15 protein-coding genes and 1 pseudogene are annotated in these 21,264 nt (G+C 61.1%); 10 read left to right on the forward strand and 6 right to left on the reverse strand.

The features are described from left to right. Positions 1–7: 7 nt before the first annotated feature. A complete protein-coding gene (locus AMS69_RS02790; RefSeq protein WP_053966571.1) occupies positions 8–1,942 on the reverse strand; it encodes a COG1361 S-layer family protein in 1,935 nt (644 codons plus the stop codon). A 486-nt stretch (positions 1,943–2,428) separates the two neighbouring features. On the opposite strand from AMS69_RS02790, the gene AMS69_RS02795 reads away from it, so the two are divergent. The 6 genes and pseudogenes from AMS69_RS02795 (at position 2,429) to AMS69_RS02815 (ending at position 10,078) form a co-directional block, all read left to right on the forward strand. Next, a complete protein-coding gene (locus AMS69_RS02795) occupies positions 2,429–3,028 on the forward strand; it encodes a TetR/AcrR family transcriptional regulator (RefSeq protein WP_053966572.1) in 600 nt (199 codons plus the stop codon). Between the two features lie 140 nt (positions 3,029–3,168). Beyond that, positions 3,169–3,732: pseudogene (locus AMS69_RS20820) on the forward strand (transposase); the annotation flags it as partial. A gap of 912 nt (positions 3,733–4,644) precedes the next feature. Continuing rightward, complete coding sequence (gene xacF, locus AMS69_RS02800; RefSeq protein WP_053966573.1) at positions 4,645–6,090, forward strand: 2,5-dioxovalerate dehydrogenase; 1,446 nt, start codon at positions 4,645–4,647, stop codon at positions 6,088–6,090. A 723-nt stretch (positions 6,091–6,813) separates the two neighbouring features. Next, positions 6,814–7,896 (forward strand): D-xylose 1-dehydrogenase Gfo6, encoded by a 1,083-nt coding sequence (gfo6, locus tag AMS69_RS02805; RefSeq protein WP_053966574.1) that lies wholly within the window; start codon positions 6,814–6,816, stop codon positions 7,894–7,896. Positions 7,897–7,940: 44 nt separating this feature from the next. Further along, a complete protein-coding gene (locus AMS69_RS02810; protein WP_053966575.1) occupies positions 7,941–8,801 on the forward strand; it encodes an MBL fold metallo-hydrolase in 861 nt (286 codons plus the stop codon). A 101-nt stretch (positions 8,802–8,902) separates the two neighbouring features. Beyond that, positions 8,903–10,078, forward strand: coding sequence for a mandelate racemase family protein (locus tag AMS69_RS02815; RefSeq protein WP_053966576.1), 1,176 nt, complete (start codon positions 8,903–8,905; stop codon positions 10,076–10,078). A gap of 30 nt (positions 10,079–10,108) precedes the next feature. Here AMS69_RS02815 and AMS69_RS02820 read toward each other — a convergent pair whose 3' ends face one another. Then, positions 10,109–11,035 (reverse strand): nucleoside hydrolase, encoded by a 927-nt coding sequence (locus AMS69_RS02820; RefSeq protein ID WP_053966577.1) that lies wholly within the window; start codon positions 11,033–11,035, stop codon positions 10,109–10,111. A gap of 366 nt (positions 11,036–11,401) precedes the next feature. Between AMS69_RS02820 and AMS69_RS02825 the strand changes: the two genes are divergently transcribed. Both AMS69_RS02825 and AMS69_RS02830 read left to right on the forward strand, forming a co-directional pair. Continuing rightward, on the forward strand, positions 11,402–14,854 hold the full coding sequence (locus AMS69_RS02825) for a CehA/McbA family metallohydrolase (RefSeq protein ID WP_053966578.1): 3,453 nt from the start codon (positions 11,402–11,404) through the stop codon (positions 14,852–14,854). A 3-nt stretch (positions 14,855–14,857) separates the two neighbouring features. Then, positions 14,858–15,577, forward strand: coding sequence for a twin-arginine translocation signal domain-containing protein (locus AMS69_RS02830; RefSeq protein ID WP_053966579.1), 720 nt, complete (start codon positions 14,858–14,860; stop codon positions 15,575–15,577). Positions 15,578–15,660: 83 nt separating this feature from the next. Here the strand turns inward: AMS69_RS02830 and AMS69_RS02835 are convergent, their stop codons facing one another. Continuing rightward, on the reverse strand, positions 15,661–15,855 hold the full coding sequence (locus AMS69_RS02835; RefSeq protein WP_004518274.1) for a XapX domain-containing protein: 195 nt from the start codon (positions 15,853–15,855) through the stop codon (positions 15,661–15,663). Positions 15,856–16,323: 468 nt separating this feature from the next. On the opposite strand from AMS69_RS02835, the gene AMS69_RS02840 reads away from it, so the two are divergent. Next, positions 16,324–17,364 carry a zinc-binding dehydrogenase gene (locus AMS69_RS02840; protein WP_053966580.1) on the forward strand — a complete coding sequence of 347 codons (1,041 nt, stop codon included), beginning with the start codon at positions 16,324–16,326 and terminating at the stop codon, positions 17,362–17,364. Positions 17,365–17,385: 21 nt separating this feature from the next. Here AMS69_RS02840 and AMS69_RS02845 read toward each other — a convergent pair whose 3' ends face one another. Beyond that, the gene (locus AMS69_RS02845) at positions 17,386–18,597 is read right to left on the reverse strand and encodes a cation:proton antiporter (RefSeq protein WP_053966581.1); all 1,212 of its coding nucleotides are present in this window, start codon (positions 18,595–18,597) and stop codon (positions 17,386–17,388) included. A gap of 31 nt (positions 18,598–18,628) precedes the next feature. Further along, positions 18,629–19,117 carry a cation:proton antiporter regulatory subunit gene (locus AMS69_RS02850; RefSeq protein ID WP_053966582.1) on the reverse strand — a complete coding sequence of 163 codons (489 nt, stop codon included), beginning with the start codon at positions 19,115–19,117 and terminating at the stop codon, positions 18,629–18,631. 169 nt (positions 19,118–19,286) lie between these two features. On the opposite strand from AMS69_RS02850, the gene AMS69_RS02855 reads away from it, so the two are divergent. Further along, positions 19,287–20,060, forward strand: coding sequence for a CbiX/SirB N-terminal domain-containing protein (locus AMS69_RS02855; protein WP_053966583.1), 774 nt, complete (start codon positions 19,287–19,289; stop codon positions 20,058–20,060). Between the two features lie 387 nt (positions 20,061–20,447). Here AMS69_RS02855 and AMS69_RS02860 read toward each other — a convergent pair whose 3' ends face one another. Continuing rightward, positions 20,448–21,209, reverse strand: coding sequence for a cobalt-precorrin-7 (C(5))-methyltransferase (locus tag AMS69_RS02860; RefSeq protein ID WP_053966584.1), 762 nt, complete (start codon positions 21,207–21,209; stop codon positions 20,448–20,450). Positions 21,210–21,264 lie beyond the last annotated feature (55 nt).

Here is a 21,264-nt window from a genome sequence, read left to right on the forward strand (position 1 = left end):
CAGACGGTTACTGTCGCCTGTACCAGACGACACCGCCAGCGACTGCAAGGAGTCCAATGCCACCAATCAGCCACAGTGGCGTCCCTCCGCTTCCAGACTGGTTCGTGACATCTATTGGGACACTGTAGGTGTCAGAAACCCGTTTTTCTCCATCAGGCGTCTCGTACTGGAAGTCTAGGTTGAGCGGATACGTCTTCTCCAGCGCATCACTACCCGCCGAAAGCTGGACGGAGACCGTTTCTGACTCTCCGGGTTTCAGTTCAGCAATGAACGTTTCGTCGTCACTGCTACTGAGGGGATCATTGACGAACGCCTTCCCCTCAATGCTTGTTAGCGTCTTGTCCTTCGTGTTGGTTATCGTAAACGTGATTGACCGGTCTTGGCCCACACCGAGCGTCGAATTCTGAATTTCGATGTCGAATTCATCCTGACTGCCAGCCACCTCTGAGCGGACCTCAAGCGTGTCTGCTTTGACCCTGTCACCGTTATCGTCGCGGTAGCTCACGCCGAAGTCAAACTGTCGAGCGCCTGCCTCTGCGCTGTTGGATACATCAACACCAAAGCTGAACTTGGCCGATTCGCCCGCATCGAGATCTCCGACAGCGTACTGTGACTCTTTTGGCGACAGTGTTGACTGCTGACTTTCCCATGCGATGACGACGTTTTCGACATCACGCGTACCAGTGTTTGTGATGGTTGCGCTCAGTGATCCGTCTTCACCGGCCTGCAGTGACGTTTCGATGTTGGACACGCCGAAGTTCTGTTCCGGCGCAGGACTGAGGCTTAATTGCACATCATCGTATGTGCTGGTATCGCCTTCCTGGTCGTCATACTGCACGTTGGCCGATAGCGCGTAGCTTCGGTCTTCAGCATCGGGGCTCGCCGTCGTGTCGACGCGGACGGTCCGGACTTCTCCCGGTTCCCATTCCCCCACGTAGGCGGTTGTGGATGAGCTTTTTCCAAACGTTATGTCGGCGTTCTGTGAAACAAACGTGACAGATGCATCATTAACAGTCAACGGGCCCGTGTTGCGGAGTTGTACCTCATACGTGCCCGTGTTACTGACCGCAACAGAACTACTTGAATTGACAACCGAGAACTGTTGTTCTGGGTCAGGTGCGACTGCGATGGATTGTGCTACAGATTGTGTTCGGAGGCCGTCTTCGTTATCAAATGCGACCGAGAGCTCAAAACCGTACGGCTCCGGCTCCGCAGCTTCAGCAGAACTCACGCGATAGTTGAACGTCCGGACTTCTCCCGGTTTCCACGTATCAACGAATCGTGAAGTGGCAGCGCCGCCGCTCACTGTGAGGTCCTGATTCTGTGATTCCAGTGTTACTGCAGCGTTCCGTGCGGCACTATCTCCAGTGTTTTCGACGCGAACTGCTACCGTGCCTGTAGAGTCAACGCGTGCATCCGAGTCAATGTCGGTCACATTAAACGTGGCGTCATCGGTGACGTCGATCTCGATGTCGACAGTTCTGGTTTTTCTGTCTTCGTCCCGTGACCCTGTCCCTTCAGAAATATAGCTTGTGTGCTTGTAGTCAAGTCGCAGTTGTGCATCGTACGTTCCAGAACTGGCGTCTTCGTCCACGCTGATGTCAAACGGCACTGTTACTTTCGGCCCGGCCTGTAGCGTGCCGAGACTGCGCTTCGAGTTCTTGACTGAGATAGGGGCATCGCCTGATCCGAGTGACACAGTAAGCCCCTTTGCCGTTGTTACTTCGCTGTTCAACGCCGGGTTTCGAGTGGAGCCGCTATCAAGCTCTCCGGTGTTGACCAGTGAAATTTCTATGGTCTTTTGTTCGCCCGGAGCGACTGTGTCGTCTTCAATTGTTGCCACGATATCGGGGCTCCCAACGACCGCAGCGGTTGCCGTTCCGCTGGTAATGGTAATCCCGACTACAGCCAGAAGTAGCAGTTTATACTTTGTAGAGGCCATGTTACTTGAGAATCCGTTCAAACCGCGTCTCGTTGCTAGCGACACTCCGTCTTGGAATTCTTCGTTTGTGAGTAGCCATTTCGTGCTGTTGACTAAACGTTCAATCACATATAGTGCTTTCGTATCTTCCGGGGGCCAGACGAAAACAGGTACTCAATCAAAGCCAACACTACCTTGCTATCTATCGTCTTCAACACAGTTCTACAGGCCTTATCAGACACTAATCGGTTTGAGGCAGCAGGGGGATGTATCTATGAATAGAACAAACCAGAGGACAATCCAGTGCGACCCGCTGAGACAGCGGACGACAATATGCTTAAGTTTATTGAATGTATATTCAAGAATATGGTTATCTGCAACTGTACCCGCTATCCAGTTCAATGATAGAAAATACAACCCAGATTGATGTTGTGCCCTACAGTAAGAGTCGTGAAACCGTGAGCCATTTGAACCGTAACAGACAAGCAGGAAACGGTCGAAGCAACGATGACTAACGAGATATCCTTTTTCCGGGACCCAGATGGAACTCGCGAGGAGATTCTTGAATCTACATTCTATGCATTACGTCAGCACGGGTACGCGGATTTGACTATTTCAAAGATAGGTGATGAATTCGGGAAGAGTCAGTCGCTCATATATCATCATTACGATAATAAGGACGAGTTGTTGGTAGATCTTCTGGATTATATGCTGGAGCAGGTCGAAAATCAGGTTCCACTTCCCAATCAGTCCCCTGAAGAGTATATCGAAATAATCGTCGATGAAATATTCGGCACCAGCAGCAACAGTGATGTCGAGTTTTCGCAGGCTGTAATTGAATTGCGGGCGCAAGCAGCACACGACGACGATTACAACCGCCTCTTTCGCAGGAGTGATGATTTCATTCGAAAACAAATCGCTCGTGTCATCCGGGCAGGTGTTGATGCAGGCGCATTTGATGTCGAAGACCCATCCCAAACAGCCGCGCTGTTCCACACCGTTTTAGTCGGTATTCAGGCAGAACGAATTACCAGTGATGAGGAGACTATCGACGATGTGAGAGCCGAGTTTCAGCGGTATATCGAGAACTGTCTACTCCCTGAGTAACCCTTTGACAGTCGCGCTTAACTGAGCAATTAACTGCCACCGCCAGCCGTTATGCCGCTACCGGGCATTGACTGCCAGTTCGATGCGGGTTTTATTACCAGTCAGACGAACTTTTGCCCGTATTGTGGCCAATCTATCGTATGGTTGCAACTCGTGACTCTCAACGCACTGTCTTTCGACGGATCGCACAACAGTCATACACTGAGTGGCCAGCATATGATTCGACACCACTGTACGAACGAAGTTCTCCCGCCGGCCTGGAAGGGGACATCCGAACCGTTGCCTCCACATGGTTCGACTATAAGGACCACCACTCCGTCAATGAGTTCGTATCTCACTACCCATAGCGTCTGTCGAGTTTGGGCCACATGACTGGTATTCTAGAGTAACCCAGTACGGGATGGCCCAACTGTTCCGATTATTTCTGCTCAAAGAACGTCACGGCTGGGCCCATGAAACAGCACTTCCCACATACCTCACCCAGCACCCAGAACGCCGTGAGCAGCTAGGCTTGGAGACGCTCCCGGACCAGGCGACGCTGTGGGGACGAAATCATCGGCACGAAGGAGAAAACCGACGAGTACGCCTATCAGTGGGCGACAGTCCAGCTAGTCGGGAACGCTGTCCCACTCGTATTGGATGCACGGCCTGTACGGAAAGGCGAATCACGGAAAAAGATAGTTGAGGATCTGCTGGATTCAGCGAACAGATAGGGAAGAGGTATGGAAGGCAGCGGCCATTTTCGTTGCAGATTCTACCCGCTGTGTACCTGTGGTGCGGACAGTGAAGACGATATTTACTACATCTGCTGGTCACACACCGGAAGATCGCACTTGCTGGTGTACTTCTCGATAGAATAGACAGTGACGAATAGACCCATGTTAACTCTCGATACAGGCAATAGTGTCGCCAAGTAGCACCAAATAGCAGACTTTGAGAGATTTAACGCAAAATTTGTGCTCACATTCGGCTGGTTGCCATCTGTTTTCTGTGATTGGATAGTGAAACAGTGCCATTGGCAGAATACCTTCACTGATTCGAGGGAATTGGGCCGTCCTAAGTGCATTGACTGCAATCTTCTGATATGCACTGTTTACATCGATAAACCAATATTCACTATATTAAATGTCAGGCGGTTCTTACCGGGATCGCTGGTCCAGCAGTAGCGACTGTCGACAGCGTGCCTGATAACATACATACACGTGTTATACTATGGGATAAATTTATATACGATAATTGCGCCCATCATGGATCGGTCATAGTGACGCGCCACCAGAGCGCGGATAGCACAGGACCAGGGGTGCGAACAGAAAGTAGGATTTCCAGCAACACAAGCATCGCAACGCAGCCACGCTCCGCGATGTGACACATCTGGCAACACACACATCTCGTGTTGTTTTGTTGTTTGACAGCGGTAGCTATTTTTCCGGTCTTCATCGGCATTCTGCGGTAGGTCGGTCATCGCGGCTCTGACTCTGGCGGCCCTGTTACGGTGACGACGATGCTTATTGTTCAGCGTTGTCGCCGGCGTCAGCCGTCGTTCCATACCGTCGAACGTCGCGGCACAGTGGAGGATGGGAAACGCGTAAGTATTGGGAATGAGATGATTCAAACGTATGACGCAGACGTATGAGAACTATATCGGCGGTGAGTGGACCGGAACCGGGGAGACACAGGACGTCACAAATCCAGCAGACGAAACTGACATCGTCAGCACGGTTCCGGTGGGCTCGGCGGCAGACGCCGACGAGGCAATCGCGGCCGCAGCGGATGCGACGGATAAGTGGGCCGGGATGTCTGGTCCGGAGCGCGGTGGAATCCTGCGTGAGACCGGTGAAATACTGAAGTCTCGGAAAGACAAGCTGGCGGAAACACTGACCCGCGAAGAGGGGAAGCCGCTCGGTGAAGCCGAGGGCGAGGTCCAGCGTGCGATTGATATCTTCTATTACTACGCGGAGAAGGCACGCGACTTCGGCGGAACGGTCAAACAGCCCAGCGGCGGCCGTGCCGGTCTACAGACGAAGAAAGAGCCGATGGGCGTCGCGGCGCTCATTACGCCGTGGAACTATCCCATCGCGATCCCGGCCTGGAAGATTGCGCCCGCGCTCGCGGTCGGTAACACCGTCGTCATCAAGCCTGCAATGCAGGCACCGACCGTCGCCACGATGATTATTGAGGCGTTAGACGAGGCCGGCATTCCGGACGGCGCTATCAATCTGGTCTGTGGCCCCGGTAGCGAGGTCGGTGAGCGGCTGACCACCCACGACGACGTTGATGTGGTGTCGTTCACGGGCAGTGCCTCGGTCGGCGAGCACGTCTACGAACAGGCAACGAGCAACGGGAAGCGTGCACAGGCAGAGATGGGCGGGAAGAACCCGACGGTCGTCATGCCAAGCGCCGACGTGGACAAGGCGGCTGACATCGTGGGTGCCGGGGCCTTCGGCGGAACAGGTCAGGCCTGTACGGCGACCTCCCGAGCAATTGTACACGAGGACGTGTACGACGAGTTCCTCGACGCCATCGTCGACTACGCCGAGTCCCTCGAAGTCGGAAACGGTCTCGACCGGGCCGGCATGGGCCCACACGTCAGTGAGGACGAACTCGCGGGGAGCCTAGAGTACATCGACATCGCACAGTCGGAAGGAGCAACCCTCGAAACGGGCGGCGAGGAGCTCACGGGTGGCGAGTACGACGCCGGGAACTTCATCTCGCCGGCCGTGTTCTCCGACGTTGAATCGGATATGCGCATTGCACAGGAAGAGGTGTTCGGGCCGGTACTCGCCGTCATTCCAGTCTCCGACTTCGACGAGGGTGTCGAAGTCGCCAACGACATCGACTACGGCCTCTCGGCCAGCATTGTCACCGACCGAATCGAGGAGGAAAACGAGTTCATCGAGCGCTCCGAGTCCGGCGTGGTCAAGATCAACGAGAAGACGACCGGCCTGGAACTGCACGTTCCCTTCGGCGGCCTCAAGCGCTCCTCGACGAACACCTACCGCGAGCAGGGCGACGCCGGACCGGAGTTCTTCAGCTACATCAAGACGGTGTACCGCAACAGCTAATCGAGGCGGCCACCGTCGTTGGCCCCAGAGTGTAACTTCTGTTACAGAATATTTATATTGTACTGATCTCTACACCCTGTTGCTCTTGTCAACCGCAAGAGCGAGCGTGCAAAGTCATGGTCGTGGCCCAACCGACGATAGTGGAACGGTCCCAGCATCGCCACTGTCTGTCCCGTACAGACGGTCCACTCTCGTGATGAGCGCCCTGGCGTCCGGAGCACGTTTCACTGCGTCAGAGACCCCAGCCGGGCCCGTCTGAGCGTGGCGAGAAACGAGACCGAGACTGGTATTCGGTTGGGCACAGCACCGTTTTTATCATCGGTCATTGCAGACACCCCGTGGCGACAGCGACCGGGATAGCGTTTCAAGCCAGCAACTGTCGACCGAACCGTAATCGCTCCGTAACGGCCGGCCGTTCAGTATAGCCGAACGGTTCCCGTAACGGTTGTACTGTCGTTATTCTCGATACGGAACCCGAAAGCACGGACACAGAATGGCCATAGACGGCCCGTAAAACAGCATTTGCCATTCGCAGTAGCGACCGATGGCTGTGGAATACTACTGGTTAGACTGTTAGTCTGTTCTGTAATATCGAACGATTATCTCATCCACCGGGATTTATTTACCCAAAGTATGAACGGGTATTCTCTACCCTGGGACAGCGTAAGCTGACACGGGCGTGCCAACACAAAAGATAATATCCAGCCAGGAGACGACACCGGTATGAACGTCGACGCGCTCACGGGCGGATTCGACCGTCGAGACTGGCAGGAACAGACAGAAACTGACGACCCCGTTCGGTTTGCGATGATCGGCGTCGGCTGGTGGACAACCGAACAGGCGATGCCTGCCGTCGACGCGGGAGACCTCTGTGAAACGACGGTACTGGTCAGCAGTGACCGAGAGAAGGCAGCCGATGTAGCCGCTGATTCGGAGACAGTCGAGCACGCGATCACCTACGAGGAGTTTCACGACGGGGCCGCGAGCGACGCGTACGACGCCGTCTACATCGTCACGCCGAACGCGCTCCACCTCCCGTACGTCGAAACGGCGGCGCAATTGGATAAAGCAATACTCTGCGAGAAGCCGATGGAAGCAACCATCGAGCGCGCCGAGCGGATGGTCGAGGTGTGTGACGAGCACGACGCGACGCTGATGATCGCCTATCGGATGCACACCGAGCCAGCCGTCCGGCGAGCGAAGGATCTCATCGAGGAGGGGTACATCGGCGAGCCGCTGTTCGTTCACGGCAACATGACCGAACCGATCCTCGAACTCGTCCCCGACCCCGACCAGTGGCGGCTAGACGGGGAGCTGTCCGGCGGCTGTGCCGTGATGGACATCGGCATCTATCCGCTGAACACGAGCCGATTCCTGCTGGATGCCGACCCCGTGGCCGTCCGGGGAACCGTGGCATCGGTGCAGGAGGAGTTCGCCGACGTGCCGGACGAACACGGCGCGTTCCAGCTAGATTTCCCGGGCCACATGTACGCGGTATGTACCGCCAGCCAGAACGCGCATCTCGATAGCCACATCTCCGTTCTCGGAACTGAGGGCAAGGTCCGCGTCGAACCTGCCTTCTACCCATGGGACGACCGCGCGCTCCAGCTGTCCCACGAGGGGACGACGGTCGACATCGGCTTCGAACAGATCGACCAGATGGAAGAGGAGTTCGAGTACTTCGCCCACTGTCTGCTGACCGACACCGAACCCTACGCCGACGGCGAGCACGGCCTCGTCGACATTAACACCATCAAAGCCGTCTACGAGGCCTCCGAGACGGAGTCGACGGTCACACTCGATTGAAGGCGGTGCGAGATTTTTTCACCCGGCCAGGCATAGTTCAGCGCATGGTTCAGTCAACGTGGGACGACTGGTTCGTCCGCGACGAGATAGAAGCGACAGACCCCGGCGACGGCGTCGTGATCTGGTATCTCGGCTGTAACGGGTTCGTGCTCCGCTCGCAGTCGACGACGCTGTACATCGACCCCTACTTCGGGACTGGCGACCCGCCGAACCTCATCCGCATGATTCCGGTACCGATGGACCCCGCCGACGCGACCGAGTGTGATGCCACACTCGTCACGCACGAACATATCGACCACATGCATCCGCCGTCGTACGGCCCGCTGGTCGAGGACCTCGGCGCTGATCTGTATGCACCGTCGGCATCGTATGACTCCCCGGACTACGACGGTGAGATGCGGGTGCCTGACGGGCAGCGCAACGAAATCGCCGTCGGTGATGAGTTCGTTGTCGGTGATTTCACCATCCACGTTACCGAGACGAACGACCCTGACGCCATCGAACCGGTGGGGTACGTCATCGAGCACGACGCCGGGACGTTCTTCCACGCCGGCGACAGCCGGCCCGCAGAGGCGTTTACCGGCGTTGGCGAACGGTTCGACATCGACGTGGGCGCGCTGGCGTTTGGCACCGTCGGCTCTATCTACGAGCCCGAGCCAGACAGCGGTGTCAGAACGAAGTGGTATATGGACGAAAACGAGATCATCGAGGCCGCGAACCAGCTTCAGCTCTCCCGGTTGCTCCCCTCGCATCACGATATGTGGCAGGGCGAAGCCGGCGACCCGAAGGTGCTGCACGAGCACGCGGTGTCGTTCGACTACCCCCGAGTCATCGAACCGCTGTATATCGGCTGTTCGGTGCGGCTGGGTGAGCCCGGTATTCGTCGTCTCGACGCGCTGGACTGAATGGGACAGGCGGTCCGGTCGCTGCTGTGGCGGCCGCTCAGGCAGAGACGGCGTTTTGTCACGGGGTAGCTTTAATACCCCCACCACAGTATGTCCGGCAAATGTCGCCAACGATAACGAAAATCGAAAGCCGAGAGTTCGAGTACCCCCTCGAAGACGTGGGGACCGACAAGCACGGTTTCAATCTGGTCTATGCGCCGGGCGAGACAACCACGCGGAAACTATTCGGCGTCCAGATTCACACTGACGAGGGAATCACGGGCGAGTACGTCGGCGGTAATTCGCCGGCAGCCGCCCAGTACAACATTATCGCCCAGTACCTCATCGGCAAAGACCCGCTGAAACGCGAGAAGCACTGGTCCGAGTGCAAGCGCGCACTCCGGAAGTACGACCGGATGGGCATCGGCCCAATCGACATCGCGCTGTGGGACTTCGCCGGCAAGTACTACGACGCGCCGATTCACGAACTGCTGGGGACCTATCGCGAGCGCATCCCCGCCTACGCGTCGACGTACCACGGCGACGACGCGGGCGGGCTGGACTCGCCTGCGGCCTTTGCTGACTTCGCCGAAGAGTGCCGCGACGAGGGCTTCGGCGGCTTCAAGATCCACGGCTGGGGCGGCGGCGACGACGCCCGGAGTCTCGACCGCGAAGTCGAGGCGGTCCACGCTGTCGGCGAGGCAGTCGGTGACGAGATGGACCTGATGCACGACCCGGCCTGCGAACTGGAGACGTTTGCCGACGCGCTGGAGCTGGGTCGGGCGCTCGATGAGCAGGACTTCTTCTGGTACGAGGACCCGTTCCGCGACGGCGGTATCTCACAGCACGCCCACAAGAAGCTGGCGCAGAAACTCGATACGCCGATTCTCCAGACCGAACACATCCGCGGACTGGAGATCAAATCCGACTTCGCCGCCAGCGAGGCGACCGACTTCCTCCGGGCCGACCCCGAGTACGACGCGGGCATCACCGGCGCAATCAAGGTGGCCCGGATGGCCGAAGCGTTCGGGCTGGACGTGGAGTTCCACGCGCCCGGCCCCGCCCAGCGCCACTGCATCGCCGCCTGCCGCAACTCCAACTACTACGAGATGGCGCTGGTCCACCCGGACTGCCAGAACACCCAGCCGCCGGTGTACGAGGGCGGCTACTCCGACCTGATGGACGCCGTCGATTCCGACGGGACGGTCCCCGTTCCCGACGGCCCCGGACTGGGCGTCGACTACGACTGGGACTACATCGCCGACAACACCACCGGAAGCGTCCACACCTACGAATAGCGCCGTCGTGGCCGTCTCGCGGCCGGCCGCTCACTCCGCGACGTAGGCCCGGACGCCGGTTTCGAGAATCTCGCGGTAGCGGTCCACGTTGATGTCGACAGCGACACGGCTGTTAGGCTCGTTGTCGGTCGTGCCGTGTTCGTCACAGATGACGGCCCCGTGGCAGGGGCCGCCGGTCGTGTCCACGTCGAGGTAGTACTCCTCGAAGTCCAGCACCGAGTCGTCGACGATGTCGGCGACGACAGCGGCGTCGTGGATGGCCGGCGCGTCGGCCGTCGGATAGGTCCCGGAGTCGGGCCGGTAGTCGAGCCACTCGGCGACGGTCCCCCGGACGCCACCGGCCGTGCGGAACTCTTCGATGAACTCGGGGGAGACGGTGGCGCGGTTGGTCACGTCCAGCCCGACCATCCGCGTAGTGGCGTCCTGCAGGACGCGGCTGGCCGCCGCGGGATCGTTGTGGAAGTTGGCCTCGGCCATCGGCGTCACGTTCCCGGTCGTCATCGCCGCTCCACCCATGAGATAGATTTCCTCGACGAGATCGGGTAACCGTGGTTCCTTTGCCAGTGCGATCGCCAGATTCGGAAGCGGACCGACGGCCGCAATCGTCAGTTCGTCTCCGTACTCGTGGGCGGCTTCTACGATTGCATCGGCCCCATGGATGTCCCGTGTGTCGCCGTCGATGTCGGGAATATCGCCGTGGAGTCCGTTCTCGCCGTGAATCCACTCCGCGGTCGTGAGGTCGTCGACGAGTGGGCGACCACAGCCCCGAGACACCGGAACATCGTAGCCACCGAGACCCAGTATCGCGTGGGCGTTTCGCGTCGTGTTCTCGATAGTCGTGTTTCCACAGACAGTCGAGAGCCCGACCACATCGATTGCCTCGTGACCGAGTGCCATCGCCAGCATGACCGCGTCGTCGCAGCCGGGGTCCGTATCGAAGAAGACTTTCCGTGACATACCTTCGGCATTCCGCCCACCGGGTCTTAAAAGCTGGTACGGACTGGTCGTGACACGGACGCACCGCTGTAGACAGACCGCCAGTGTTCTGTGGGTGATCTGTCGGGCTGTCGTCGCGACCACAATCGGTGTGTCGAAATGTGTGGCCGACAGATGGGGTGTGTCAATCAAAGCCGGCTTATACTGGCCGACGGGTGTGACATTAGAGGACAGCTAAAAACAGACCCGGCCCGAAGTCGGAGTCCGGATCACAGTTCGCACAGACGGGATAGAGTCGGTCATTCGTTACAGAACGCAGTCAGTATCCGAGAATAGTTGGACTATGGTAAATTTTAACTATATAGTCACAATACGGTATAGGAAGTGATGGATAGAAATCACATACGGCCAGTACTACTCAGCGTACTACTCGTTTTCTCGGTTGTCAGCACCGGCTTCCTCGGAAGTGCCGCTGCTGCACCGAGCGAGCAAAACGAGGTGGCAACGGCGAACAGTCAGACGATAGCACAGACGGCCGCAGCTGGTGGGGCGACCTGTCAGCTTGACGGGAGCTGTCCGGTTCCTGATGGGTCGGTCGATCTCAACAACAGCGGTGCCGGCGTCGACGTGTTGATCGACGGGAGCCATCAGGGCTCGACGTTCACGAAGTTCGCGAACCGACTCAGCGAACGCGGGTACGACGTCGACACGAAACGGTCGACGAGCGGCGGGCTGACCTCGTGGAACAGTTCGGCCGCGAACGGGCTGTCGGACTACGACGTGGTCATCATTCCCGTCCCCCAGACGGCCTATAGCGAGGCCGAACAGGACGCAATCGACGAATACGTCAGAAACGGCGGCAGCCTGTTCGTCGTCGGGGACTGGACCTCACCACTACAGGGTCACGCCGGCAAGCTCAACGACATCACCGACCCGTACGGACTCCACTTCAACGGCGAGAGCGACAGATGGCTCCGGAACATTCAGGATCCGACGAACAAGACAGTTGCAGATTACGAGTGGCGGGTCATTCTGCACAACACGGGCCAGCATCCGATAATGAACACCGTCGACACCGTGGAGTACGACGGGGTCAGCCTCAACGTGACCGATACCGAAAACGGGACGCAGGCCCCGTTGCTGTACGGTGACAGCGATACCTACGAGTACACTTACTCCACGACAGAGAAGGAGTACCCCCGTGGCGAGCGCATCGTCGGTGCGGCCGCGACGTGGGACATCGGTGACAACGGCCGCGTCGTCGCCTTCGGCAGTCAGAAGTCGCTCACGACGTATCTCACCGACGAGTGGCAGGCCGAGCACCAGCAAACCGATACGCGGCCGTTCCTCTTCCGGACGGTGAAGTGGCTGGCCTCGTCGGGCCACGTCGAGCGACCGGACAAGCCGGTTGCCGTCACCGGCGAGCGAGTCAAGGGCGGCGAGACGCCAGCGAACGAGACCATCGTCCTGAAAAACAGTGAAGTCGCCGCCGCCATCGGCACCGAAACCAACGGACCCTTCGGGACGCTCCCCGGTGGCATCTACGACGCCAACGCCTACGGGCTGACGACCGACCAGATCGGCGTCGCCGAGTTCGCGTTCAACAACTTCGGGACGTGGCCGGACTACGAGTCCTTCGAGTACCAGAACGCGACCGGGCCCGACGGCGCAGCAGTCGTCACCGCGACCGGCCACGTCAGTACGAACCCGAACGTCTCCGTCACGACGACGTACACGCTGCCGGCCAACTCCAGCCACATCTGGATCAACACCACGATGGAGAACGGCGGCGACCAGCGCCTCCCGGTCAACGATTCCGAGCGCCTCCAGAGCGGGGCAGCACTGAGTTCCGAGGGGCAGTCGACCTGGCTCCCCGGGTCAGGGAGGGTCGAGGAGACGCGGTCGCCGCCGGTGAGCGCTGACACACTCGACCAGCCCTGGGCCGCACTCACCGGAGACCGCGTGAGCTACGGCGTCTGGGGCGGGAACGGCTCCTTTACTTCGTACACGGGTTCCACGACATGGGTTGACCCGTGGCTCGAACACCGCCTCGACCCCGGCGAAACGCGGTCAGCGGAGTTCGCCCTCTTCGTCGGCGCGGAGGGCGCAAGTAGCGCGACCAGCGAGTACTACAACAAGCAGCATGGCACCGAGACGGGGACGGTGACCGGCAACATCGAGAGTACGGACAACGAGTCCGTCTCACAGGCAACGGTCACCGCCTCGAAGGGCGACCGTGCGTTCACCTACACCGTCGGATCGGAGACGGGTTCGTACGAACTCGAACTCCCCGCCGGCGAGTACACGCTGACGGCCGATGCCAGCGGATTTGCGGCGTCAGAGGCAAAGTCCGTCACTGTCAGCGGCGGCGAGACGGCCACCGCCGACTTCGACTCGCTTGAAGGACCGGCACCAGTCAACGTCACCGCAACGATAGACGACGAGGGCGAGGTCAGTCCCGCCGACGCCCGGATTACGGTGCTCGACGACGGCACCGCGGTCCAGACCGTCTACACGCAGACGACGCCGGCCGGGACGGCCTCGTTCCAGCTCCCGCCCGGTAACTACACGCTGGTGTTTAACCACGGGACCGGCTACATCGCCGAGCCGGTCGAAAAGAACGTCTCAGTGACCCCCGGCGAGGCAGTCAGCGTCAACGCGACGTTCACCGAGGAACTGGACCCCAGCGAACGCAACTGGGTCGGTATCGACCCCCACGCTCACAGCAGCGTCAGCTTCGACGGCAAGACGCCCATCGATAACTTCGTCGCCATTCAGAAGTCGGCGGGCGTCGACGCAGTGTTCATCTCCGACCACAACGCCATCGGCGGCTGGGGGTCGATGGAGTCACAGGCCGAGGAGCGCGACATCATGTTCATCCGGAGCGAGGAGATCACGACCGGCGACCTCGGGCACTTCAACCCCTATCCGATGCACGGCGAGGAGATGGTCGACTCCGACGGGACGCTCGTGGAGTTCATCGAGGAGTCCCGTAACCGACACAACGCAACGGTGTTCCAGATCAACCATCCGGGTGACCGCTTCGTCAGCCTCGACAGCGCGCCCGGACAACACGAGAAGTACCTTCCGATGGTCGACGCCATCGAGGCGTACAACGGCCCGTACGGCGAGTCCGACGCCGCCAGCGTCCGCGGGCTGTTCACCCTCTGGAACAACGGCTACGAGATTACGGCAACCGGTGTCAGCGACGACCACTGTTCGCAGTGCTTCCCGGCGAAATACGGGAGCGCCCGCACCCGAGCATACGTCGAGGGGACCGTTACGCCAGAGAAGTGGGCTCAGTCAGTGAAGGACGGGCACACGTACGCGACGTACGGCCCGGCCGTCGAGTTCACTGTCGACGACAGGATGCCCGGCGAAACCGTGAACACGACCGCCGGGTCGTCCGTGGAGGCGTCCGCAACGGTCAGGAACCTCGACGAACTGGCCTACGCCGAGGTCATCCGGAACGGTACGACCGTCTCGAACGTCACGCTCGACGGGACAAACGACACCATGAGCACCGACGTTGACATCGACGGGAACGCCTGGGTCGCCTTCCGCGTCGTCGACGAGGACGGCGACCGAGCGCTGACCAGCCCGGTCTGGATTTCGACCAACCAGCAGGCCGAATCCGGGACTGACGGCAACGGCGAGTCCGGCGGTGCCACCGCGACTGTTGCGCCTGACACCGAGGGCGAGTCAGCGGCAACGGCGGGAGACGACGCTGGAACTGCGGAGTCGGAGACGACCGCCGCGTCCGGACCCGGGTTCACCGCCGTCGTCACACTGCTCGCGCTCGTCGGCGCAGCGCTGCTCGCAACGCGCCGGGGGACCTGAGCCATGCGGGACACCAGCCAGCGACGGAGTCGACGTGGGTTCCTCGGAGCCCTCGCGGTGGCTGCGGTGACCACCGCTGGCTGTAGCAGCCTCGGCGGCACGCAGAACAGCCAGCCGGGCGACGCCGGGGCTGGCGGCGCAGCGGAAACATCCGAGGAAACGCCCACACAGGCAGACAGTGGGGCGCACCACGACGATGCGCACGGCCACACGCACGCAGACGGCAGTCACAACCACGGCGACGGGCACAGCCACGACGGCGAACACGCCGGCAGCGACGACGAAGCCGCCAGTGCGGCCGACACCGAACTCGCTGCGTTCGAATCACACCTGCGCAAGTGGTTCGTCGATATCGACTCGCTTGCCGTCGAAGACAGCCGCATCAGGCTGACCTACGTCACGAAGAGCACGCGCGGCCACGAACTCGCGGCTGGCATCGAGACAGTCGTCGTCTCGTTCATCCAGGCGTACACGGATGACTGGGGGGTGGAAGGTCTCGACGCGGAGGTGATCGAGCCGTCCGGCGAGGTGATGGGCTACTGGCGAACCGAATCGCGGTGGGTCGAACCGGTCACCGAGGGCCACGAGACGCGGACCGCGCTGCTCGAACGGACTCTCGACACGTATCACGGTCGACTCACCCGCGACCACGACCACGCTGGAGCGGACCACAGCGAGAACGGCACGCACCACCATAACGAGACAGAACACGCGGACCACTGACGGCGGCAGCGTCGTCGCTGCCGTCGCCGTCGTTCTGAGAGAAAATGTGAGCCGATTCGGTGCGAAAAGAGCCGTGGAGTTGCTCAGACTTTCAGCAGCGACAGCAGGCTGACGCCGACGTCGAAGTACTCGATGAGGCGATAGCCGACGAGGATTCCGAGGATACCCATGACACCGGCGAGGTTCGGCGGGGCCGGAATGGGGACATCCAGCAGTCCGAACACAACGCCGGTAGCGACGCCGGTCATCGTCGCGACGATAACGAGTGAGAGATTCATCGGCCGGTCACCACTGTCCTGCCACGAGGAGCTACCCAGTCGCGTGTCAGAGCGCCCCGAGAGCGGTCAGAGAGTGTGTTTGCAGTGTGTGTCATTAGTGGCGTAGAGAACGGGTTCAAGCGGTAAGTATGCTCCTCATCGGACCAGCAGTGGTGGGGAGTAGCACACACCAACCACGGGCGGACCTGTAATACCGATATATACGGCCATGTGAGAAGGGCATCCACCGTTTTAGATCCTATTTTTCACAGTTCTCAGACCATATTCTGCATATCTCGAAGTAGAAAAAGTAAGTGTAACTGTATACTCTTCAGGTGCAGTCATTCCGTATATTGCAAAGATAGATAACCCATAAGTAGAGATAATATGGACCAGCTATACACAGATTTAACGGCCGCAGTGGTGCAGTCATAACCAGTATCCTCCGGGAGGCTGGTGTTTATAACCAAGCCACGGGAACTAATGACGATGCAAGCCGTTCAGTTCGACAGTCACGGCGACCGTGATGTGCTCGAGTATGGCGAGTTTCCCGACCCCGAACCCGGCCGCGACGAGGTGGTCATCGACGTGAAAGCGGCCGCGCTGAACCACCTCGACATCTGGACCCGGCGCGGCCTTCCCGGTATCGATCTCGATATGCCACACATCCCGGGCAGTGACGCCGCGGGCGTCGTCGACGAAGTCGGTGACGACGTCTCGCGTTTCGAACCCGGCGACCGAGTGGCTGTCCTCGCCGGCAAAAGCGGCGGTGGCGACGAGTTCACGCGAAAGGGTGACCCGACACTCGCGCCGGATTTCCACATCATCGGCGAACACGTCCGGGGCGTCCACAGCGAGTACGCCGCTGTGCCCGCCGAAAACCTCACGCCAGTCCCCGAAGGCGTCGACTGGGAGACAGCCGCCGCGTCGCCGCTCGTGTTCCAGACCGCCTGGCGGATGCTGCGCGACCGCGGCGACCTGAAAGCCGGCGAGTCGGTACTGGTCCTCGGCGCGTCCGGCGGCGTGGGTCACGCGGCCGTCCAGGTCGCGGACCACGCTGGCGCTGAGGTGTTCGCGACCGCCAGCACCCAAGAGAAACTCGACTACGCAGAAGAACTGGGTGCGGATCACACCATCAACTACGAGGAGGCGGACTTCGCGAGCGAAATCCGGGACCTGACCGACGGGCGCGGCGTCGACATGGTTGTCGACCACATCGGCGCACAGACCTGGCAGGACTCGCTCAAAAGTCTCGTCAAGGGCGGCCGCGTGGTCACCTGCGGCGCGACGACGGGCGGCAACCCCGAGACCGACATCAACCGCATCTTCTGGAACCAGTTGCAGGTCATCGGGTCGACGATGGCCACCCCGGGGCAGGCCGACGAAGTGCTGGAGCTGGTCTGGCAAGGAGAAATGGAACCGCGGGTCCGCGAGACGCTCCCCATGAGCGAGATCGCCAGAGCCCACGAGATAATCGAGGACCGCGAGGGCTTCGGAAAGGTCGTCGTCGTTCCCGACAGCGAGCTGTAGGACCGATCCGCGTTTTTCTCGCTACTCTGTTCCGAACCGAGCTGTCGCGAACTGCTCGAAAGGGGCCGAGTACTGCATCAGCATCGTTCCGAGAATACTCATCAGAAGGACGTAGGCGACGGTAAACGAGTAGACCGCGTTGGCCAGTGCTGTCGACAGTGACGTGCCTGCGCCGGTCAGCGCAACGGCGGCGATGATCAGGGAGAACTCGCCGCGGGTAACCATCCCGAGGCCGACACGCATCGACCGGCGCGGGTTGAGATCGTAGGCGCGCCCGCTCAGATAGCCGGATAGGATTTTCGTCGGTGTCGTAACGACGATAGCGGCGGCGACGAGTCCCGCGACGCCGGCGAACAGCCGCGGATCGGTCTCGACGCCGATCCAGAAGAAAAACACCGCCGCGAACGTGTCGCGGAGCGGTTCCAGCAGGCTCTCCAGTTTGTGCGTGTGGGTGGTCGGGGCGAAGGCCATGCCGACGAAGAACGCGGCGACGGCCTCGCTGACGCCGATAGCGAGGGCGAAACCGGAGATCAAGACCGTGATGCCGACGGCCCGCACCACCGTGAACTCGTTCGAGGTCGTCTGTAAGGCCCGCTCGAACCACGGCGTCCCGTAGCGGGCTAAGAGCAGGAGCGCGACGATGAACGAGAGCGCGACGCCGACGGACATCGCGGCGGCCCCGACATCGGACCCGCCGGTGACGAGCGCGGCTGCGACTGTGAGGTACACCGCGATGAACAGGTCCTCGAACACGAGCGTCCCGAGCATCGGGTCGGCCTCGTCGTTGGCGATCCAGCCGAGGTCGATGAGCGACTTCGTGATGATGGCCGACGAGGAGATGTAGACGATACCGGCGATAAGGAAGGCCGCGAGCGGGTCCCGGAACAGCGCGAATCCGAGCACGAGACCGGCCCCGAAGTTGATGCCGAGGTCGATAGTCCCCGCTCTGGTGATGCGCTCCCAGCTCTCCAGCAGTCGGTCGAGGTTGAACTCCAGTCCGAGGAAAAACAGCAGAAAGACGATACCCAGCTCCGCGCCGAGTTCGACGAACTCCGAGGACTCGACGACGGGGAGGCCGTAGCCGGCGACTGAGAACTGCCCCGCGACAGACGGCGACAGCAGCATCCCGATGAGGATGTAGAACGGGATTACCGACTTGTTCAGCCACACAGCGACGAGCGTGGCGGCGGCGACAGCGGCGAACAGGACACCGATGCCGAGCAGGTCAGCCACGGCGGGCCTCCGGCGCTTCGGTCCCAGCCATCTACAGGTCTCCGGTGAGGAGCCTCTCGAACTGCTCACAGTTCTCGCGTTCGCCGATAACCACGAGGGTATCCGAGGCTTCGATCTGCATGTCGGGCGACGGGCCGGCGATGACGTTGCCATCGCGCTGCATCGCGACGACAGTGACGCCTGTCCGCTGCCCGACGTTAGCACCGGCCAGCGTCTTGCCGACCAGCGGCGAGTCGTTCTCGACCGCGTACCACTCCAGCAGCGTCCCCTCCGACAGCATCGTCTCGACGTGGCTGGATTCGACCGGCTGGAAGTACGCGCCTTCGAGTATCGTGCCGACCATCCGCGCCAGCCGGTCGGAGAGTTCGAGGAGTTTCTCCGAGTCGGCGTCGTCGTCCTCTTTGAGGTACAGTTCGCGCGTGCCCGTGTTGTGGGTCACGACTACCAGTTGCTGCCCGCCGCCGATGTCCACCTCGTGTTTTTTTCCCACACCAGGCAGGTCGGTCTCTGTCACGTCCATAGCCCGGAATTGCGTTCGACCGCGTATAAGCCCCTATGCCCGGGCCCAGATAGCGGGTCGCCGACAGCCGAGCGGCGGGACCCAAAGGTATTAGTGGATTCCTGCTAACGTTCAGGCAAGCCAACTTTCGCTAAAACAACTCAGATTGTTTTAGCGTCGGACGCTACCAATGCCACACGACACACTCCTGCTCATCGGTCGGGACACGTCACGCGCTACGCCCTACGAGACACACGCTCGCCGGCTTCGCGAGCGCGGGGTAGCTACCGACGTGACGGTGCTGACCTACGACCACGAACCCCGTCGGGAGTTACGCGACGAACTGGTAGCCATCGATGCCGACCGCGTGTTCGCGCTGCCGATGACCGTCGCTCACGACCACACGACAGTCACGGACGTCCCGGCAGCACTCGACGAAATCGACGCCGAGACACACTACTGTGAACCAGTCGGGCGAAGCCCGCTGCTGACCGAAGCGCTCCGTGACCGCGCCACTGCTGCGGTCCCGGAGGCCGCTGACTCCTCCGTCGCGCTCGTCGCCTTCGGCTCCAGCGGCAAGCCGTATCAACGTCAGGTGACGGAGTATCACGCCGAGCGCCTGCGCGAGCGCTCGGCCTTCGGCGAGGTCGAGCCCTGCTATCTGCTGCAAAACCCCGCTGTCGAATGTGTCCGGTACAATCTCACCCACGACCACGCCGTCGCCGTGCCGCTCTTTCTCGCGCCGACTGACGCGACAGAGACGCAGATTCCCGCCAAACTCGATCTCGACAGGGGCGGACTCGCCTACACCGACACGCTGGACGACCACCCGCTTGTCACCGAGGCCGTCGCGACCGCCGTCGAAACGGCACGGACGATGGCCGACTCACGCACGCCACAGACGTTCGAGACGACGCTGGCCGCGACAAACCGGCCGATGGCGACCGACGGCGAGGGCGACTAGGACCGGTTTGCTCGGTTCTTGCTAAGTCAGCGGGCCGTTTTGAAGTAGAAAATAGCACGGACAGCGCTTTTCGGACCGCCTCGAACGCCCTCGACCGCTCGCGGTCGCCGGCCGGCATATCCTCGCTCGCGTCGCTCGCTCGGATAGCGGCCGCCCAGGCGACTCCCCGCTGGCGCGAGTCGCTCACGGCTCGTCCCTCGCCGTTCGCGAACGAGGCGCGGCGCGCCTCGTCGGTCTCGCCCGTTCAGTCCGCCAGGAGCGTCCGTCCGAGTCGACAGCCTGCCCTTCCCCGGGGCGGCCGACGGAGCGGCCGCCCGGCCACGGCTGATTGAACGTGTGAAGCAAAGCGGCAGGTGAACAATCGAGAAGGCCCGCACACTGGCGCGGTCAGTTCCGGCGCACGACCAGCACCGAGAGATCGGAAAACTGCGTGTCCTCCCGACCGTCACCGCCGGCCCCAGTAGCGAGGTCGCCAAGCGTCGTCGCGGTGCGGGCCTCGTCGTCGTGGGTGAGCCGCTCGTACACCAGCGCCGGCAGTTCGGGGTCGGCCCCCGAATCGAGCAGGTCGGCGGCGATGTCCTCGGGCATCAGGTCGAACGGCCGCGGGAGGACGAGCAAGTGCCGGTCGCCCACGTCGCGGCGGAGGCGGTCGCGGTCCGCCGAGAGGTCGCCGCTCTTGTGCAGCGTGACGAAGGTCGTGTCCTCCATCGGCGTCCGGGCGCGGCTGGCCGCAATCTGGAGTGAGGAGATGCCCGGCACGACGCGGACGGGGCGGTCGACGGCCCGCTGGACCTTCCCGACGAACTGGTAGCCCGAGTGGTTCGGGTCGCCCATCAGCACGGCCGTGCCGCGCTCGCCGGCGGCCACGCGCTCGGCGAAGGCGTCGAGCGTGTCCAGTTCGTCGCGGTAGCCACAGGTCAGCAGGTCCGCGTCGGTGCGGTCGGCGACGAAGTCGACGACGGTCTCGAAGCCGACGACCACGTCGGCCTCCCGAATCGCGTCCTCGCCGCGCGGCGTGAGGAAGTCGAGGTTCCCGGGGCCGATGCCGACGGCGCGGACCGGCCGGTCGGCGTCGGGGTTCTCGGGCGCGCTCGCCGCGAGAGCGGCGGGGTCCGGCCCGCTGTCGAGGTCGTAATCGTCCTCAGTCATCCAGAGCGACCTCGCCCTCGCGGCTCGCGGGTCGTTCCTCCCCGCTCACTCTTCC

Source organism: Haloarcula rubripromontorii (assembly GCF_001280425.1).
GTDB lineage: Archaea > Halobacteriota > Halobacteria > Halobacteriales > Haloarculaceae > Haloarcula > Haloarcula rubripromontorii.

Coding starts and splice junctions, on each gene's coding strand:
- AMS69_RS02790 (WP_053966571.1), bottom strand. CDS start 1,942: ATGGCCTCTACAAAGTATAAACTGCTACTTCTGGCTGTAGTCGGGATT.
- AMS69_RS02795 (WP_053966572.1), top strand. CDS start 2,429: ATGACTAACGAGATATCCTTTTTCCGGGACCCAGATGGAACTCGCGAG.
- xacF (WP_053966573.1), top strand. CDS start 4,645: ATGACGCAGACGTATGAGAACTATATCGGCGGTGAGTGGACCGGAACC.
- gfo6 (WP_053966574.1), top strand. CDS start 6,814: ATGAACGTCGACGCGCTCACGGGCGGATTCGACCGTCGAGACTGGCAG.
- AMS69_RS02810 (WP_053966575.1), top strand. CDS start 7,941: ATGGTTCAGTCAACGTGGGACGACTGGTTCGTCCGCGACGAGATAGAA.
- AMS69_RS02815 (WP_053966576.1), top strand. CDS start 8,903: ATGTCGCCAACGATAACGAAAATCGAAAGCCGAGAGTTCGAGTACCCC.
- AMS69_RS02820 (WP_053966577.1), bottom strand. CDS start 11,035: ATGTCACGGAAAGTCTTCTTCGATACGGACCCCGGCTGCGACGACGCG.
- AMS69_RS02825 (WP_053966578.1), top strand. CDS start 11,402: ATGGATAGAAATCACATACGGCCAGTACTACTCAGCGTACTACTCGTT.
- AMS69_RS02830 (WP_053966579.1), top strand. CDS start 14,858: ATGCGGGACACCAGCCAGCGACGGAGTCGACGTGGGTTCCTCGGAGCC.
- AMS69_RS02835 (WP_004518274.1), bottom strand. CDS start 15,855: ATGAATCTCTCACTCGTTATCGTCGCGACGATGACCGGCGTCGCTACC.
- AMS69_RS02840 (WP_053966580.1), top strand. CDS start 16,324: ATGCAAGCCGTTCAGTTCGACAGTCACGGCGACCGTGATGTGCTCGAG.
- AMS69_RS02850 (WP_053966582.1), bottom strand. CDS start 19,117: ATGGACGTGACAGAGACCGACCTGCCTGGTGTGGGAAAAAAACACGAG.
- AMS69_RS02855 (WP_053966583.1), top strand. CDS start 19,287: ATGCCACACGACACACTCCTGCTCATCGGTCGGGACACGTCACGCGCT.
- AMS69_RS02860 (WP_053966584.1), bottom strand. CDS start 21,209: ATGACTGAGGACGATTACGACCTCGACAGCGGGCCGGACCCCGCCGCT.